Raw genomic sequence first — 16045 nt, 5'->3', positions numbered from 1 at the left:
GATCGATCAGTCACCGTTCCGCGGCGGAAGTCGGGAATCAAAATCCCGATCCCCGCTCAGAACAGCTGCTCCGGGTTCGGGTTCTTCGCGCTCTTGAGCAGCATGAAGCTGCGCGACTGCGCAGTGATCACGAATCCGGCTTCGTAGCTCAGCTCCGGGCCCTTCGGATTGTGCGTGTCGATGATGAGCTGCCACTTGCGGCCGTACTTCTCGTCCGGCAGCGTGAACATGATCGGCTCGTAATGCGCGTTGAAGATCATGATGAAGTCGTTGTCGACGAGCTGCTTGCCGTAGTAGTCCATTTCCGGGATGTTCGAACCGTTGAGGAAGATCATCACCGTGAACGCATGCGTGTTCGCCCAGTCGTCCATATCCATGATGGAGCCGGTGTGGTCGAACCATTCGACCTGCGGCAGGCTGTCCGGGCTCTCCCCCGGCTCTCGCCCGGAGAAGAAGCGACGACGGTGCAGCACCGGGTGTTCGAGACGCAGGTGGATGAGCTTGGAGACGAATTCGAGCAGATCCTTCTGCGACTCGTTGAGATCCCAGTTGGTCCACGAGATCTCGTTGTCCTGACAGTACGCGTTGTTGTTGCCCTGCTGGGTGCGGGCCACCTCGTCGCCGCCGCAGATCATCGGAATGCCCTGGCTGAGCAGCAGCGTGGCGAACATGTTGCGCATCTGGCGTTCGCGCAGGTCGAGCACGTCGGGAATCGTGGTCGGGCCCTCGACGCCGCAGTTCCACGAACGGTTGTTGGACTCGCCGTCGCGGTTGCCCTCGCCGTTCGCGTCGTTGTGCTTCTCGTTGTAGCTGACCAGATCGTTCATGGTGAAGCCGTCGTGCGCGGTGATGAAGTTCACCGACGCGACCGGTCGGCGGCCGTTCATCTGGTACAGGTCGGAGCTGCCCATGAGGCGCGACGCGAATTCGGGCAATGTGGACGGCTGCGAGCGCCAGAAGTCGCGCACGCAGTCGCGGTAGCGGCCGTTCCATTCGGACCAGCTGGACGGGAAGCCGCCGACCTGATAGCCGCCGGAGCCGAGATCCCACGGTTCGGCGATGAGCTTGACGCGACTGATGATCGGATCCTGCTCGACGATGTCGAAGAACGCGGACAGCTTGTCGACTTCCTGGAACTGGCGGGCGAGCGTGGCGGCCAGATCGAAGCGGAAGCCGTCGACGTGCATTTCGGACACCCAGTAGCGCAGCGAGTCGGTGATGAGGCGCAGCGCGTGCGGCGAGCGCATGAGCAGCGAGTTGCCGGTGCCGGTGGTGTCGAAGTAGTGGCGCGGGTCGTTGTCGACGAGACGGTAGTACGACTGGTTGTCGATGCCCTTGAAGCTCAGGGTGGGGCCCATGTGGTTGCCTTCGGCGGTGTGGTTGTACACCACGTCGAGGATGACCTCGATGCCGGCCTGATGGTACGCCTTGACCATGGATTTGAACTCGTTGACCTGCTGGCCGCGTTCGCCGGAGCTCGAATACGCGTTATGCGGCGCGAAGAAGCCGATGGTGTTGTAGCCCCAGTAGTTCGACAGGCCCTTTTCCTGCAGGAACGTGTCGTTGACGAACTGGTGGATCGGCATGAGCTCGATGGCGGTGACGCCGAGCTTCTTCAGGTATTCGATGACGCTCGGATAGGCGAGGCCGGCGTACGTGCCGCGGATGTCCGGCGGGACGTTTTTGTTGAGGTTGGTCATGCCGCGCACGTGCGCCTCGTAGATGACGGAGTCGTGGTACGGGATGCGCGGATGCTGGTCGTTGCTCCAGTCGAAGTAGGGGTTGACGACCACGGATTTCATGGTGTGCGCGGCCGAGTCGAGGTCGTTGCGTCGGTTGACGTCGTCCGGACTGGAGAAGTAGTACGAGAACAGGCTCTCGTCGCCGTCGATGTTGCCTTCGATGGCTTTGGCGTACGGGTCGAGCAGGAGCTTGTTCGGGTTGCATCTCAAGCCGCGGTTGGGATCGTACGGACCGTACACGCGATACCCGTAGCGTTGGCCCGGCTGGATGCCGGCGATGTAGTTGTGCCACACGTACGAGTTCTGTTCGGTCATTTCGATGCGCGTCTCGTTGTCGTCGTCATCGAACAGGCACAACTCGACTTTGTCGGCGACTTGGGAGAACAGTGCGAAATTCACGCCGGCGCCGTCATAGCTGGCACCAAGCGGATACATCAAACCTGGTCTGATCTGCATATCCCCAGTATCTCACGACAATATGAATGTTGACGACGTGTCAGCTGAACACTGTGCGACGATTTGCATTGCGGGCGTGTCAGCCGCGTTCCGCGAGCAGCCGGCGGATGCGCTCGTGCTGGATGGCGATGATCGAATTGGACGCGGTGACGGGCAGCGCGAGCAGCTCGTCCCAGCCGACCCATGCGGAGTCGACGTGCTCGTCGGCGTCGAGATGCCGTTCGACGAGCTTGAAGCGCTTCAGATGCAGCACCATGATGTGCGCGAGCTCGTCGGCCATGCCTTCGGACGAGTAGTAGTCGCCCACGTGTTCGATGGTCACGTCGCCGGGTTCGGCGGGCACGATGCCGGTTTCCTCGGCGAGTTCGCGCAATGCGGCCGTTTCGGGATCCTCGCCGGGATCCATGAGTCCGGCGGGAATGCCGTAGGCGAACCGGTCGGAGCCGACGCGGTACTCGCGTTCGACGACGTACCGGTCGCGTTCCTCGTCGTGCACGAGCATGACGACGCAGGGCGCGTGGCGCAGCACCTGCCGGCGGATGTCGACTTCGCCGCCGTCGCGCCGTTTCAGCGCGATGGTCATGTCCTCGACGGAAAAGATCGCGCCGCGGTATACGGTTGTGCGCGAACGCACCTCGACGGGCGCGTCCATGTCGATCACATCATGCATGTCTCATATCCCCCTTGCCTTGTCCGTATGCGGTATGCGCGTCCCGATCCGCGTACGCCGCACATCGCATATCTCATTGCGCGCCGTTACGGCCGCGGCACGGCCGTGTCACGTTATGCCATGTCACGTTACACACGTTACAGCCGCAGCGTCCACGGATCAGTGTTGATGCGCAGCCATTCGACGTCGGGCCACTCTCCCGTCGCCCGTTCGACGGCCGCGGGCACGTCTTCGAGCGCATACCGGAACCACAGGGATTCGATGGCCGAATGCGGCGTGTTGACGAGCAACGGACGGATGCGCGCGTCACCGAGCCCGATATGGATGCCCTGCGCGCGCAGGCCGGCCTCGTGCCGGGCCTGTTCGATCGCGTCGGTGGCGGGATGGTGGCGCAGGTCGCTGGTCACATACACGTCCGCGCCGCTGGCGCGCACCTCGTCGAACAGCGAGTCGCCGGAGCCGGGCAGCACGGCCACCGTTTCGACCGTCTGGTCGAGCGGGCCGCTCGCCGTGACGCCGAGTTCGGTGTGCGGCAGCGCGCCGGCGACGCGCCGGGCGAACGCCTCGAACGTCATCGGCGCCTCCAGCCGCCCGACGCGCCCCAAGCCGACCTCGCGGCCGGCCGCGGCGGCCTCGTCGTCGCGGATCGGCACGAGCGGGTGCTGGTCGACGAGTCCGAACGCGTCGGCCGCGGCCTGTCCGACGCCACGGTACGCCGCATCGGCGTTCGTATGCCCGACCCACAACGCGCAGCCGGACTCGTACAGCCGGCGCACGACGTCGCCGTGCGCGCCGATCGCGGACACTTCGTGCGCGGCGCGGAACAGCAGCGGATGGTGCGTCACCAGCAGGTCGGCGTGTCCGGCGATCGCCGCGTCGACGACGGCCGCGGTCGGATCGGCGGCGAACGCGATACGCCGCACCTGCCGTGCCGGGTCGCCGACGATCAGCCCGGGCGCGTCCCAATGTTCCGCGTATCGCAGCGGATACAAGGTTTCCAGTACGTCGACGACCTGCTTGAGCGTGGGCATGACGGTGCTCCTTTACGGAAGATGACCCGTTTCCGCGGCGTTCCGCCACGAGGCGTTCCGCCGTGCAAACGGACGGGTTGGCGGTGGTCCGGTCAGTGTGCGGCGAGCTGCCAGTCGTCGCCGATGCCGGTGGACACGTCCAGCGGCACGGACAGGTCGACGGCGTGCTCCATCGCGTCGGCGACCAGTCCGGTCACCTGTTCGGCCTCGCCAGGCGCGACCTCGACGACGAGTTCGTCGTGGATCTGCAGGATGATGCGGCTGTTCACGCCGGCCTCGCGCAGGGCCCGGTCGGCGCGGATCATCGCGATTTTCATGATGTCGGCGGCCGAGCCCTGGATCGGAGCGTTGAGCGCGGCGCGTTCGGCGGCCTCGCGGGCGACGCGGTTCGTGGACGACAGCGCCGGGAAGTACCGGCGGCGGCCGAACATCGTTTCCGTGTAGCCCTTGGCGCGTGCGTCGGCGACCAGCGACTCGAGATAGTCGTGCACCTTGCCGAACGTGGCGAAGTACTTGGCCTTCAGCTCGTCGGCGTGCGACGGGCTGATCTTGAGCTGCTGGGCGAGGCCGTACGTGCTCAGGCCGTAGGCAAGGCCGTAGCTCATCGCCTTGACGTGGCTGCGCTGGTCGGACGTGATCTGGTCGACCGGCACACCGTAGACGAGCGAGGCGACGTAGCGGTGGAAGTCCGCGCCGGAACGAAACGCCTCGATGAGCGCCTCATCACCGGAACGGTCGGCCATGATGCGCAGTTCGACCTGCGAATAGTCGCAGCTGAGCAGCGAGGCGTAGCCCTCCCCCGGCACGAACGCGGAACGGATTTCGCGGCCCGCGGCGTTCCTGTTCGGAATGTTCTGTAGATTCGGGTCGACCGAGCTCAGACGTCCGGTCGCAGCCACGGTCTGTTCGAACGTCGTGTGGATGCGCCCGTCCCGCGGATTCGTCGCGTCGATGAGCGTCTGCACGATCTGCTTGAGCTTGTTGGTTTCACGGTGCCTGAGCAGCGCGCCGAGGAATCCGCTGGCACGGTCGTCGTTCGCGTACTTGACGTACAGGTCCTGCAATACGGACGCGTTGGTCGTGTACGAACCGGACTTGGTGCGCTTGGTGGCCTTGAGGCCCATGTCCTCGAACAGCACCTGCTGCAGCTGTTTGGGGCTTTGCAGGTTCACGCGGCTGCCGGCCAGATCCCACGCCATTTCCTGCGCCTGCCGCGCGTCGGCGGCGAACTGCTCGCGCATGGTGTCAAGCCGCTGCTCATCGACCTTTGCGCCCACGTCTTCCATGCCGTGCAGCACACGGGAGACGGGTAGCTCGATGTCGGCGAGCAGATGCGACTGGCTGCGCTGTTCGAGCATGGGCGCCAGCGCGTCGGCGAGCGCCCGGACGATGGCGATGCGCGTGGCGGTCAGTTCGTTCGGGTTTTCCTTTGGCTCCTCGTCGCCGGCGTTGTCGTCGCCGAGGTCGAGCAGGCCCTGCGTGACCTGCGGCTTCCTGTTCTCGACGTGCAGGTCGAGGAAGTGCGCGGCGGCCTGTTCGAGCGTGTCCGCGTGGAAGTCGGGGTGGACGAGGTAGCCGGCGAGCTTGGTGTCGAACTTGGGTTCGGGCAGGTGCAGTCCGGCCGCGCCGAGCAGATGCAGATGTTCCTTGTAGCCGTGCACGGCAAGCGTGCCGTGGTGCTCGTCAAGCAGTGCGGCGAGCGCATGTTTGGTCGGCTCGTCGAACGGCGTCTTGATCAGCAGCGCCCGGCCCGCGGCCATGACGGTCACGTTGTCGAGCGTGCTGCGGCCGGGCTTGGGATCTCCCTGTGCGAGCAGCGTCCAGGTGCCGGCTCCGTCTTGCGCCGTGGCGTCGCCGGCGGCGTTCGTCATGCCCTGCTGCCACGGGTCGGCGAGATTGGCGTCGATCCACTGGCCGATCTGCGACGCGTCGGTGCAGACGGTCAGTTCGGGCACGGTCAGCGCCGGCTCGTCGGGCTGGCTTGCGTTTCCGGCTGCGTCCGTTCCCTGCGGTAACAGCGTCGGCTTGACGCCGCCGTTGAACGACTTGAGGATCTTGCTGCGCGAGCGTACGCCGAACTCCAGCGTTTTGAACAGCGCGTCCACGGCGTTCGCGTCGGGTTTGCCGAAAGTGAGGTCGTCGACGGACACGCCGAGGTCGAGATCGCGCACCAGCGCGTTCACCTTGCGGTTGAGCCTGACCTGTTCCAGATTGTCGCGCAGCGCCTCGCCCTTTTTGCCCTTGATCTCGTCGGCGTGTTCGATGATGCCGTCGAGTCCGCCGTACTGGTTGATCCATTTGGCGGCGAACCCGTCGCCCACGCCGGGCACGCCGGGGATGTTGTCCGCGGTCTCGCCGCGCAGCGCGGCGAGATCCGGGTACTGTGCGGGCGTGACATGGTATTTTTCCTCGACGGCCTCGGGCGTCATGTGCTTGAGGTCCTTGAAGTGGTGGCCCGGATACAGCACGGTGATATGGTCGTCGATGAGCTGGAAGGCGTCGCGGTCGCCGGACAGGACGAGCGTGCGGTAGCCGGCGGCGGCGCCCATCGTGGCGAGCGTGCCGATCACGTCGTCGCCCTCATAGCCGGGCTTTTCGATATAGGTGACGCCGAGCGCGGTGAGCATCTGCTGGATCAGGGGCAGCTGGGTGAGCAGTTCCTCGGGCGCGGCCTCGCGCGTGCCCTTGTACTGGGGCAGCAGCTGGTTGCGGAACGTGCCGCCCTTGACGTCGAACGCGACGGCGAGATGGTCGGGCCGTTCCGCGTCGATGACTTGGGACAGCATGGTCGCGAACCCCCACACCGCGTTGGTGGCCTGGCCGGCGTCGGTGCTGAAGTTTTCGACGGGAAGAGCGAAAAACGCGCGGAACGCCAGTGAGTGGCCGTCAACGACCAGCAGCGTTCCGCGCGTTTCAGTATTGGCTGGCGATGCCTCAGTCATCGTTGCTTTCCGGCTTGGGATCGCCGTACTTGGCGATGATGGCCATGGCGAGACGCTTCTTCGGGATGCGCTGGTCCATGGAGGTCTTCTGGATCCAGCGGAACGCGCCCTGCTCGGAGAAGTCGGCCTTGTCCATGAGCAGGCCCTTGGCGCGGTCGACAAGCTTGCGCTCCTCCAGCGTGTCCTCGGCCTTCTTGAGCTGGGCCTCCATCTTCTTGAGCTCGTCCTGCGCGTTCTTGAGCTTGTTCTCGCTGCGTTCGACGGTGTCGAGCAGATCGTTGATCTCAGCGAAGCGGCCCATGGCGACTTCGAGTGCGGGCAACAGCTTGGACTCCTCGTACGGCTTGGTGACGTATGCCATCGCGCCGGCGCCGGTGGCCTGCCGGACCAGATCGGGCTGGGAGAAGGCGGTGAGCATGACCACCGGGGCGATGTTTTCGTCGCAGATCACGCCGGCGGCGGCGATGCCGTCCATGCGCGGCATCTTGACGTCCATGCACACGACATCCGGACGGAACTTGCGGGTCAGATCGACGGCCTCCTCGCCGTTGGCGGCCTCGCCGACGACCTTGTAACCGTTGTCTTCGAGCATGGCGACCAGATCCATACGGTTGACGGACTCGTCCTCGGCCACCACGACGGTGCGCTGATGGTTCTCCTCGGGCTCGGGAGTTTCGTTCTCGTCCGCAACGGGCTCGCCGGGGATATTGCCCTCCGCCGCGGCCTTCAGTTCGTCATCGGTCAACACCGAACCCAGCACATCGGGTGTTTCCGAGGTCTTTTTCCTTGCCACCATGCCAACCTCTTTTCATCAGTGGCCGGGCGTCTTCTTATAACCCTCCACCCGACCTGACAACAGTTATTTTGCGTCATTGCACAAGAAGGCTACGCCCTTAGAGAAAAGGGAGTAGCCTTCTTTGCTCCAATCGCGTGCCCTCGGTGGGACTCGAACCCACACTGCGCAGATTTTGAGGCTGCTTCCTCTACCAATTGGGATACGAGGGCGTTTTCCGCACTCACGGAAGAATACCATACTTTTCGGACGGAGACTGCATTGTCGGATTTCTGCGAGTCGCGGGCGCGCGCCCCGCCTTCCGGGCGGGCCGGACCGGCCCGTTTCCATGACGACACGCGCCCCTTGTGCCCGGGGTCAAAACCCCGGGCCCCCGATGTTAACGATATACAATGAAACCGATCATGCCACCAAGGAGGCAGTCATGAGCAACGAAACCTACCGCAGGTTCGATCCGTGGCGCACCTCTCCGCTCAAGGAGGAGTCGCGCAAGCAAATCGTCAAGAGCCACTACTTCAACGTCGATCAGGTGTCCCTTTCCTCGCCGCAGGCCGGCACGTTCGAACGCTACGTGCTGCAGGGCAACAACGGCGACGCCGTCGGCGTGCTGGCCATGACCGACGACGGGCTTATCCCGCTCGTCGAGCAGTACCGCATCCCCACCCATCGCTGGACGCTGGAAATCCCCGGCGGGCACGCGGCCAAGCAGGACGAGAAGCCGCTCGACATCGCCGTGCGCAAGCTGCGCGAGGAGGCCGGCTACACCGCCGACCGGTTCGTCCAGTTCGCCCGGTTCCTGGACACGCCGAGCTTCTCGGCACAGCACACCGCGCTGTTTTTCGCCACGGGGCTGCATCCTACGGACCGCGGCGATTTCGGCCCGGAGACGCCGCGTCCGGACGTGCGCCTGTACACGCTGGACCAGGCGTACGAAATGGCCGTCAACGGCACCATCGTCGACGCGAAGACGCTGATCGCGATTCTGCGTCTGCACAGCGCGCCGGATCATCAGCTCGGCCAGTGACGCAGGATAGTCGCCGCCGGCGATTCCGCCGCACTCCACGGTGACGTTCGCAGGCGGTCGGTTATGGCCGCATGCTGTCTGCGGCCACGCAATGTCGACAGTCGCCTGAGCGGGTATGAAAAAGCCCCTGTCCGCAATCCCTTGGGTTGCGGACAGGGGCTTCTTTATGCCATCAGACCGGCTGGTCTACGCGGCCGTGCCGGATCAGTTGTTGCCGACGGTGTGCACGTAGATGGAGTCGGTGGAGCCGGCGGCGTGCTCGCCCTGAGCAGAGCTCAGCACGACGATCTTGTCGCCGTCGGACACCTTGCCGGCCTTCTTGAGGATGGCGTCAGTGTAGGCCATGAGGTCCTTGCGGGACTTGTCATGGTAGTCCTCCGGGACGTAGAACGCCTCGGTGCCCCAGGACAGGGCCAGCCAGTGGTAGGTGTGCTCGTTGTTGGTGATGCCGTAGATCGGGGCGGCCGGACGCTCGCGGGAGACGCGGTGCACGGTGTTGCCGGTCTGGGTGTAGGCGACGATGGCCTTGGCGTTGAGCTTGTCGGCCAGGTCGACGGCGGCGGAGGAGACGGCGCCGGTGGAGGACATGTCGAGGTTCTTCAGCTCCGGGATGCGGTCGAAGCCGTGCTCGGTGGCGAAGCCGGAGATGCGGGACATGGTGGCGACGGTCTCGGTCGGGTACTCGCCGACGGCGGTCTCGTTGGAGGTCATGGTCGCGTCGGCGCCGTCGAGGACGGCGTTGGCGCAATCGGAGGCCTCGGCGCGGGACGGAACCGGGGAGTGAACCATGGAGCCGAGGACTTCGGTGGCCACGATGACCGGCTTGGCGTACTGGCGGGCCAGCTCGATGATGCGCTTGGTGGCCAGCGGGACCTCTTCGAGCGGGCACTCGACGGCCATGTCGCCACGGGCGGCCATGACGCCGTCGAAGGTCTTGATGATCTCCTCGAGGTTCTCGAGGGCCTGCGGCTTCTCGATCTTGGCGACGATCGGGATGCGGCGGCCTTCCTCGTCCATGATCTCGTGGGCGCGGTCGATGTCGGTCGCGAAGCGCACGAAGGACATGGCGATGATGTCGGCGCCGGTGCGGATGGCCCAACGCAGATCGGCCTCGTCCTTCTCGGTCAGGGCCGGCAGGGAGACGGCGACGCCCGGCAGGTTGATGCCCTTGTGGGAGGACACCGGACCGGCCACGACGACCTTGGTGTACACGTTGTTGCCCTCGACCTTGGTGACCTCGAGGCGGACCTTGCCGTCGTCGATCAGGATCGGGTCGCCCGGATGGCAGTCACCCGGCAGGCCCTTGAAGGTGGTGGAGGTGATGTGCTCGTCGCCCTCGATGTCGTCGGTGGTGATGATGAATTCCTGGCCAAGCTGAAGCTGAACCTTGTCCTCGCCCTCGGCGTTCTTCTTGAACCAGCCGCAGCGGATCTTCGGGCCCTGCAGATCGACCAGGGCGGCCACGTTGCGTCCGGTGGCCTCGCTTGCCTTGCGCACGTTGTTGTAGACGCGAAGGTGATCCTCGGGGGTGCCGTGGGAGCGGTTCAGACGAGCGACGTCCATACCGGCTTCGACGAGCTTGAGCAGGTTGTCGTAATCCTCGGTGGCGGGACCGATGGTATCAACGATCTTGGCTTTACGCATGAATGCCTATCCTATCCTTGATTATGGCCGGGCCTTCTGGCCCAGCCGCCGACAGTCAGTCTACTAGCAAAAATCGATTCGAGCCACCTTTTCCATGGGTGTGTTGTGAGCGTTCACACCTCATGTTCCGCAAAGGTTTACCGGCGATACGCCAACGCTTCACTCGGCCTTGGCGGAGCCCTGCGCGGAAGCCGCGTCCAAAGCGCGCATCTTGAGCACGCTGGCGAGCGCCGCGCCGCCGATGGCCAGCACGATGACCGCAAGCGACAGCCACGTCGGCACCTCGGGAACCCATGCGATCGGCCGTCCGCCGTTGAGGAACGGCAGCGAGTTGCCGTGCAGCGCCTCCATGATGAGCTTGACGCCGATGAAGCCGAGCACGACGGACAGGCCGAGCGGCAGGTAGACGAGCTTGTCGAGCAGGGCGCCGAGCAGGAAGTAGAGCTGCTGCAGGCCAAGCAGGGCGAACACGTTGGAGGTGAACACGATGAACGGGTCCTTGGTCAGGCCGAAGATCGCGGGGATCGAGTCGAACGCGAACATGACGTCGGTGGTGCCGATGGCGAGGAATACGACGAGCATCGGGGTGAAGTACTTGACGCCGTCCTTGACGGTGCGCAGCTTTTCGCCGTCGTATTCGTCGGAGATCTTCATGATCTTGCGCAGGGCCTTGATGACGCCGTTCTCGTGGTACTCCTCATCGTCGTCGCCACCGGTGACGAGCTTGAGCGCCGTGACGATCAGGAACGCGCCGAAGATGAAGAAGATCCAGGTGAAGCGTTCGATGAGCGCGGCGCCGATGAGGATGAAGATGCCGCGCAGGATGAGCGCGACGGTGATGCCGACGGACAGCACGTACTTCTGCAGCACCTTCGGCACGGCGAAGTTGGACATGATGATGACGAACACGAACAGGTTGTCGACGCTCAGCGAATATTCGGTAAGCCAGCCGGAATAGAATTCGATGGCCGGCTTCGCGCCGGCGACGGCCCACATGATGCCGCCGAAGATGAGCGCCGCGACGACGAAGAACGCGATGTGCTGCAGGCACTCCTTGGTGGAGGGCACGTGCGGCTTGCGGCCGATGACGAACAGGTCCACGACGAAGAACGCGGCCAGCACCACGAACGTGGCGATCATGAATGCAATGGGGGTTTCAGACATGCCTCCCAGCATATGTACAGGCGCTGACTCGCCCGCGCACGCTCACTTGTTCGCTTCCGCGTTATATGCGACGCTCGCGACGCTACCGCTGCTCGCTGCTACGGAAGCTCACTTGTTCGCTTCCGTCATTCCGCGCAGTTCCTTTTTGAGGTCGCGGATTTCGTCGCGCAGGCGGGCGGCGAGCTCGAACTGGAGCTGTTCGGCGGCGGTGTGCATCTGCTCGCTCATCTGGCGGATCAGGTCGGCGAGGTCCTGTGCGGGCAGCCCGGCCTTGAGGATCTCCTCATGCCGCTTGTCGGCCTCCTCCTTGCCGATGGCGGGCACGCCCAGATGCGAGTTGCCGGCCTTGTTCGCGTTGCGGTAGCCGCCGGCGAGCAGGGTCTGGGTGTCCACGTCCTCCTTGGCGAGCATGTCGTTGACGTCGCTGATCTTCTTGATCAGCGGCTTGGGGTCGATGTGATGCTCCTTGTTGTAGGCGATCTGCTTGGCGCGGCGGCGTTCGGTCTCGTCGATGGCCTTGCGCATCGCGTCGGTGGTTTCGTCGGCGTACATGATGACCGTGCCGGACACGTTTCTGGCCGCGCGGCCGATCGTCTGGATGAGCGAACGGTACGAGCGCAGGAAGCCTTCCTTGTCGGCGTCGAGGATGGCCACGAGCGAGACCTCGGGCAGGTCGAGGCCCTCGCGCAGCAGGTTGATGCCGACGATCACGTCGATTTTGCCCTCGCGCAGTTCACGCAGCAGTTCGACGCGGCGCAGCGTGTCGACGTCGGAGTGCAGGTATTCGACCTTGATGCCGCGCTCGATCAGATAGTCGGTCAGATCCTCGGCCATCTTCTTGGTGAGCGTGGTGACGAGCGTGCGTTCGTTCTTGGCCACGCGGTCCTTGATTTCGGCGAGCAGGTCGTCGATCTGCCCCTTGGTGGGGCGCACTTCGACCTTTGGATCCAGCAGACCGGTCGGGCGGATGATCTGCTCGACCACCCCGTCGGACAGTCCCAGCTCATAGTCGCCGGGGGTTGCGGACAGATAGACGGTCTGGCCGACGCGCTCCAGGAACTCCGGCCATTTGAGCGGACGGTTGTCCATGGCGGACGGCAGGCGGAAGCCGAAGTCGACGAGCGTGCGCTTGCGTGCGGCGTCGCCCTCGTACATGGCGCCGATCTGCGGCACGGTGACATGCGATTCGTCGATGACGAGCAGGAAGTCGTCAGGGAAGAAATCGAGCAGCGTATGCGGCGGCGTACCGGGCGCGCGCCCGTCGAAGTGCCGCGAATAGTTCTCCACGCCGGAGCACACGCCCACCTGCGAGAGCATCTCCAGATCATAGGTGGTGCGCATGGTCAGGCGCTGCGCCTCGAGCTCCTTGCCCTGCTTGCGCAGTTCGGCGGTGCGCTCGTCAAGCTCCTGCTGGATGGTCTTGAGCGCGCGTTCCATGCGTTCCGGGCCGGCCACGTAGTGCGAGGCGGGGAAGATGTGCACTTCCGTCTCATGGTCGATCACGTCGCCGGTGAGCGGGTGGAGCGTGGAGATGCGGTCGATTTCGTCGCCGAAGAATTCGATGCGGATCGCGAGCTCCTCGTAGACGGGGATGATTTCGACCGTATCGCCGCGCACGCGGAACGTGCCGCGCGTGAACGCGATGTCGTTGCGCTTGTACTGCATGGCGACGAACTGGCGCAGCAGGTCGTCGCGGTTGATTTCCTGACCCTCCTTGAGGAAGAGCATGCGGCCCGCGTATTCCTCGGGCGTGCCGAGGCCGTAGATGCACGAGACGGTGGCGACGACCACGCAGTCGCGCCGCGTGAGCAGGTTCGCGGTGGCGGCATGGCGCAGGCGCTCCACGTCGTCGTTGATGTTGGAGTCCTTTTCAATATAGGTGTCGGTCTGCGGGATGTACGCTTCGGGCTGGTAGTAGTCGTAGTAGCTCACGAAGTAACTGACCGCGTTGTCGGGCATGAGCTCGCGGAATTCGGCGCACAGCTGCGCGGCGAGCGTCTTGTTCGGTTCGATGATGAGCGTGGGCCGTTGGAGCCGTTCGATCAGCCACGCGGTGGTGGCGGTCTTGCCGGTGCCGGTGGCGCCCATGAGCACGACGTCGTTCTCGCCGTTTTCGATGCGCCGGGCCAGCTCGTCGATGGCCTGCGGCTGGTCGCCGGACGGCCGGTACGGCGATTTGACGACGAACGGCTTGTTCGTGCGTTGGATGTTGAAGCCCATCATCGCTCCTTTCGGCGTTTATTCCCGACTGGTCCAATCCGCATACAGCCTATCAACAGCGTCGAACATTTGTTCTATGGACTGCGTCGAATCGATGACGACGTCGGCGATCCCCCGGCGCGTCGCCTCGTCGCTCTGATGCCGGACGCGCCCCTCGGCCTGCTCGCGGCTCATGCCGCGCTCCCCCATCATGCGCGCGATGCGCACATCGATCGGCGCCTCGACCGTGACGATATGGTCGAAGCGGAACGGGATCGTGCCGATCACCTCGGCCAGCAGCGGCACGTCGTGCACAATGACCAGTGTCCTGTCACCGTTGCCGGCACCGGCATGATCGAATGCCGCGATCGCGTCATGTTCCAATCTTGCGGCTTCGTCGTAGATGAGCGGATGTTCGATCGCGTCGAGCCGTTCGCGCGCGCCGTCCGGAGCGTTCGGACCGAACGCGTGATCGGCCATCCACGCCCGGTCCAGCCCGCCGTCGCGACCGATCGCGGCCGGACCGAACTCGTCGGCGATCCGGCCCAGCCCGACGCTGCCGGGCGCCACGACGTGACGGGCCAGCAGATCGTAGTCGATCACGGTCGCGCCAAGCTCCGCCAGCCGGCGCGACGCCGTGCTTTTGCCCGCGGCGATGCCGCCCGTCAATCCGATGCGAATAATCACGCGGCTCCTTTCGTCGCACGTTCACTTCGTCCCAGCTTACCCATCATGCGCCAAAGTCCGCCGCACAACCGCGCACGACGACCATCGGACGCGACGAAAACGGACCTGAAACACGGAAAGCCCGCCAACCATTGCGGTTGACGGGCTTTCCGCTATTCGCTATACGGCGAATTCAGCAAACTCACTTGCCGAGCAGCTGGTCGCGCAGGGCGGCAAGCTGATCGGAGTCGGCGAGGGTGCCGTTGGAGGTGGACTCGGAAGAGTAGTTGGAGGAAACTTCCTCGCGCTCGCGCTTCTCTTCCTTCGGAGCCTGGCCATCCTCGGCGGCCGAGGCGGCGGCGTTCTCCAGCTCCTTGGCGACGAACGCCTTGTGCTGCTCCCACAGGTCGTGGGCGGCCGCGTACTGGGCTTCCCACTCCTCGCGCTGCTTCTCGAAGCCCGGGATCCACTCGTTGGTGTTCGGGTCGAAGCCCTCCGGGTACTTGTAGTTGCCTTCCTCGTCGTACTCGGCCGGCATGCCGTACAGCGCCGGATCGAAGTCCTCGGAGTTCGGGTCGACGGAGTCGTTGGCCTGCTTGAGGGACAGGGAGATGCGGCGACGATCGAGATCGACGTCGATGACCTTGACGAACACCTCTTCGCCCGGCTTGACGACGGTCTCCGGGTTCTCCACGTGGCGGTTGGCCAGCTCGGAGATGTGCACGAGGCCCTCGATGCCGTCCTCGACGGAGATGAACACGCCGAACTGGACGATCTTGGTGACCTTGCCCTTGACGATCTGGCCGGGGACGTGGGTGCGGGCGAAGCGCTGCCACGGATCCTCCTGGGTGGCCTTGAGCGACAGGGAAATGCGCTCGCGGTCGAGATCGACGTCGAGCACTTCGACGGTGACCTTGTCGCCGACCTTGACGACCTCGGACGGGTGGTCGATGTGCTTCCAGGACAGCTCGGAGACGTGGATCAGGCCGTCAACGCCACCGAGATCGACGAACGCGCCGAAGTTGACGATGGAGGACACGACGCCCTCACGGATCTGGCCCTTCTTGAGCTGCGAGAGGAAGGTCTCGCGCACTTCGGACTGGGTCTCCTCGAGGTACTGGCGACGGGACAGGACCACGTTGTTGCGGTTCTTGTCGAGCTCCAGGATCTTGGCCTTGATCTTCTGACCGATGTACGGGGAGAGGTCACGGACGCGGCGCATTTCGACCAGCGACGCCGGCAGGAAGCCGCGCAGGCCGATGTCCACGATGAGGCCGCCCTTGACGGCTTCGATGACGGTGCCCTCAACAACGCCGTCAGCTTCCTTGATCTTCTCGATGTCGCCCCAGGCGCGCTCGTACTGGGCGCGCTTCTTGGACAGGATCAGACGGCCTTCCTTGTCTTCCTTGGTGACGACAAGGGCCTCGATCGGATCGCCGACCTCGACGACCTCGTCCGGATCGACGTCCTTCTTGATGGAAAGTTCGCGGGAGGGGATCACACCCTCGGTCTTGTAGCCGATGTCGACCAGGACCTCGTCGTGATCGACCTTGACGACGGTACCCTCGACCAGATCACCATCATCGAAGTTCTTGATGGTGGAATCGACTGCCTTGATGAAGTCCTCTTCGGTGCCGATGTCGTTGATGGCGACCTTGGCGACTTCGTTATTGTTCTCTGCCATTAATGTGGTTTCTTAATAACTAGTTGGTGG

11 protein-coding genes and 1 tRNA gene are annotated in these 16045 nt (G+C 64.3%); 1 reads left to right on the top strand and 11 read right to left on the bottom strand.

The features are described from left to right. Positions 1–56 precede the first annotated feature (56 nt). The 6 genes from glgX to KIH79_RS00215 form a co-directional block, all read right to left on the bottom strand. A complete protein-coding gene (gene glgX / locus KIH79_RS00240) occupies positions 57–2198 on the bottom strand; it encodes a glycogen debranching protein GlgX (protein ID WP_219057538.1) in 2142 nt (713 codons plus the stop codon). Positions 2199–2277: 79 nt separating this feature from the next. Then, positions 2278–2868, bottom strand: a complete 591-nt coding sequence (locus tag KIH79_RS00235; protein WP_219057537.1) for an NUDIX hydrolase — start codon at positions 2866–2868, stop codon at positions 2278–2280. 137 nt (positions 2869–3005) lie between these two features. After that, positions 3006–3899 (bottom strand): Nif3-like dinuclear metal center hexameric protein, encoded by an 894-nt coding sequence (locus KIH79_RS00230; RefSeq protein WP_219057536.1) that lies wholly within the window; start codon positions 3897–3899, stop codon positions 3006–3008. A gap of 92 nt (positions 3900–3991) precedes the next feature. Continuing rightward, on the bottom strand, positions 3992–6841 hold the full coding sequence (gene polA, locus KIH79_RS00225) for a DNA polymerase I (RefSeq protein WP_219057535.1): 2850 nt from the start codon (positions 6839–6841) through the stop codon (positions 3992–3994). After that, a complete protein-coding gene (locus KIH79_RS00220; RefSeq protein WP_219057534.1) occupies positions 6834–7637 on the bottom strand; it encodes an ANTAR domain-containing response regulator in 804 nt (267 codons plus the stop codon). The genes polA and KIH79_RS00220 overlap by 8 nt, the downstream gene beginning before the upstream one ends. 135 nt (positions 7638–7772) lie before the next feature. Next, positions 7773–7846 (bottom strand) — tRNA-Leu (locus tag KIH79_RS00215). Between the two features lie 212 nt (positions 7847–8058). On the opposite strand from KIH79_RS00215, the gene KIH79_RS00210 reads away from it, so the two are divergent. Beyond that, entirely contained in the window at positions 8059–8658 is a 600-nt protein-coding gene (locus KIH79_RS00210; protein WP_219057533.1) for an NUDIX domain-containing protein, read from the top strand. Between the two features lie 204 nt (positions 8659–8862). On the opposite strand, the gene pyk is transcribed toward KIH79_RS00210, so the two are convergent. The 5 genes from pyk to rpsA form a co-directional block, all read right to left on the bottom strand. Continuing rightward, positions 8863–10302 (bottom strand): pyruvate kinase, encoded by a 1440-nt coding sequence (gene pyk, locus KIH79_RS00205; RefSeq protein WP_219057532.1) that lies wholly within the window; start codon positions 10300–10302, stop codon positions 8863–8865. Positions 10303–10461: 159 nt separating this feature from the next. Then, on the bottom strand, positions 10462–11466 hold the full coding sequence (locus tag KIH79_RS00200; protein ID WP_219057531.1) for a TerC family protein: 1005 nt from the start codon (positions 11464–11466) through the stop codon (positions 10462–10464). Between the two features lie 108 nt (positions 11467–11574). Next, on the bottom strand, positions 11575–13686 hold the full coding sequence (gene uvrB, locus KIH79_RS00195) for an excinuclease ABC subunit UvrB (RefSeq protein ID WP_219057644.1): 2112 nt from the start codon (positions 13684–13686) through the stop codon (positions 11575–11577). Positions 13687–13704: 18 nt separating this feature from the next. Beyond that, positions 13705–14352, bottom strand: coding sequence for a dephospho-CoA kinase (gene coaE, locus KIH79_RS00190; protein WP_338023089.1), 648 nt, complete (start codon positions 14350–14352; stop codon positions 13705–13707). Between the two features lie 181 nt (positions 14353–14533). Continuing rightward, positions 14534–16015, bottom strand: coding sequence for a 30S ribosomal protein S1 (rpsA, locus tag KIH79_RS00185; protein WP_219057530.1), 1482 nt, complete (start codon positions 16013–16015; stop codon positions 14534–14536). Positions 16016–16045 lie beyond the last annotated feature (30 nt).

Origin of the sequence: Bifidobacterium miconis (genome assembly GCF_019331735.1) — a bacterium.
GTDB classification, from domain to species: domain Bacteria; phylum Actinomycetota; class Actinomycetes; order Actinomycetales; family Bifidobacteriaceae; genus Bifidobacterium; species Bifidobacterium miconis.
This window is presented reverse-complemented; position numbering and strand designations above follow the sequence as displayed.

What these genes read in the sequence shown, in the direction of transcription:
- glgX (WP_219057538.1), bottom strand. Translation starts at nt 2,198, where the DNA reads ATGCAGATCAGACCAGGTTTGATGTATCCGCTTGGTGCCAGCTATGAC.
- KIH79_RS00235 (WP_219057537.1), bottom strand. Translation starts at nt 2,868, where the DNA reads ATGCATGATGTGATCGACATGGACGCGCCCGTCGAGGTGCGTTCGCGC.
- KIH79_RS00230 (WP_219057536.1), bottom strand. Translation starts at nt 3,899, where the DNA reads ATGCCCACGCTCAAGCAGGTCGTCGACGTACTGGAAACCTTGTATCCG.
- polA (WP_219057535.1), bottom strand. Translation starts at nt 6,841, where the DNA reads ATGACTGAGGCATCGCCAGCCAATACTGAAACGCGCGGAACGCTGCTG.
- KIH79_RS00220 (WP_219057534.1), bottom strand. Translation starts at nt 7,637, where the DNA reads ATGGTGGCAAGGAAAAAGACCTCGGAAACACCCGATGTGCTGGGTTCG.
- KIH79_RS00210 (WP_219057533.1), top strand. Translation starts at nt 8,059, where the DNA reads ATGAGCAACGAAACCTACCGCAGGTTCGATCCGTGGCGCACCTCTCCG.
- pyk (WP_219057532.1), bottom strand. Translation starts at nt 10,302, where the DNA reads ATGCGTAAAGCCAAGATCGTTGATACCATCGGTCCCGCCACCGAGGAT.
- KIH79_RS00200 (WP_219057531.1), bottom strand. Translation starts at nt 11,466, where the DNA reads ATGTCTGAAACCCCCATTGCATTCATGATCGCCACGTTCGTGGTGCTG.
- uvrB (WP_219057644.1), bottom strand. Translation starts at nt 13,686, where the DNA reads ATGGGCTTCAACATCCAACGCACGAACAAGCCGTTCGTCGTCAAATCG.
- rpsA (WP_219057530.1), bottom strand. Translation starts at nt 16,015, where the DNA reads ATGGCAGAGAACAATAACGAAGTCGCCAAGGTCGCCATCAACGACATC.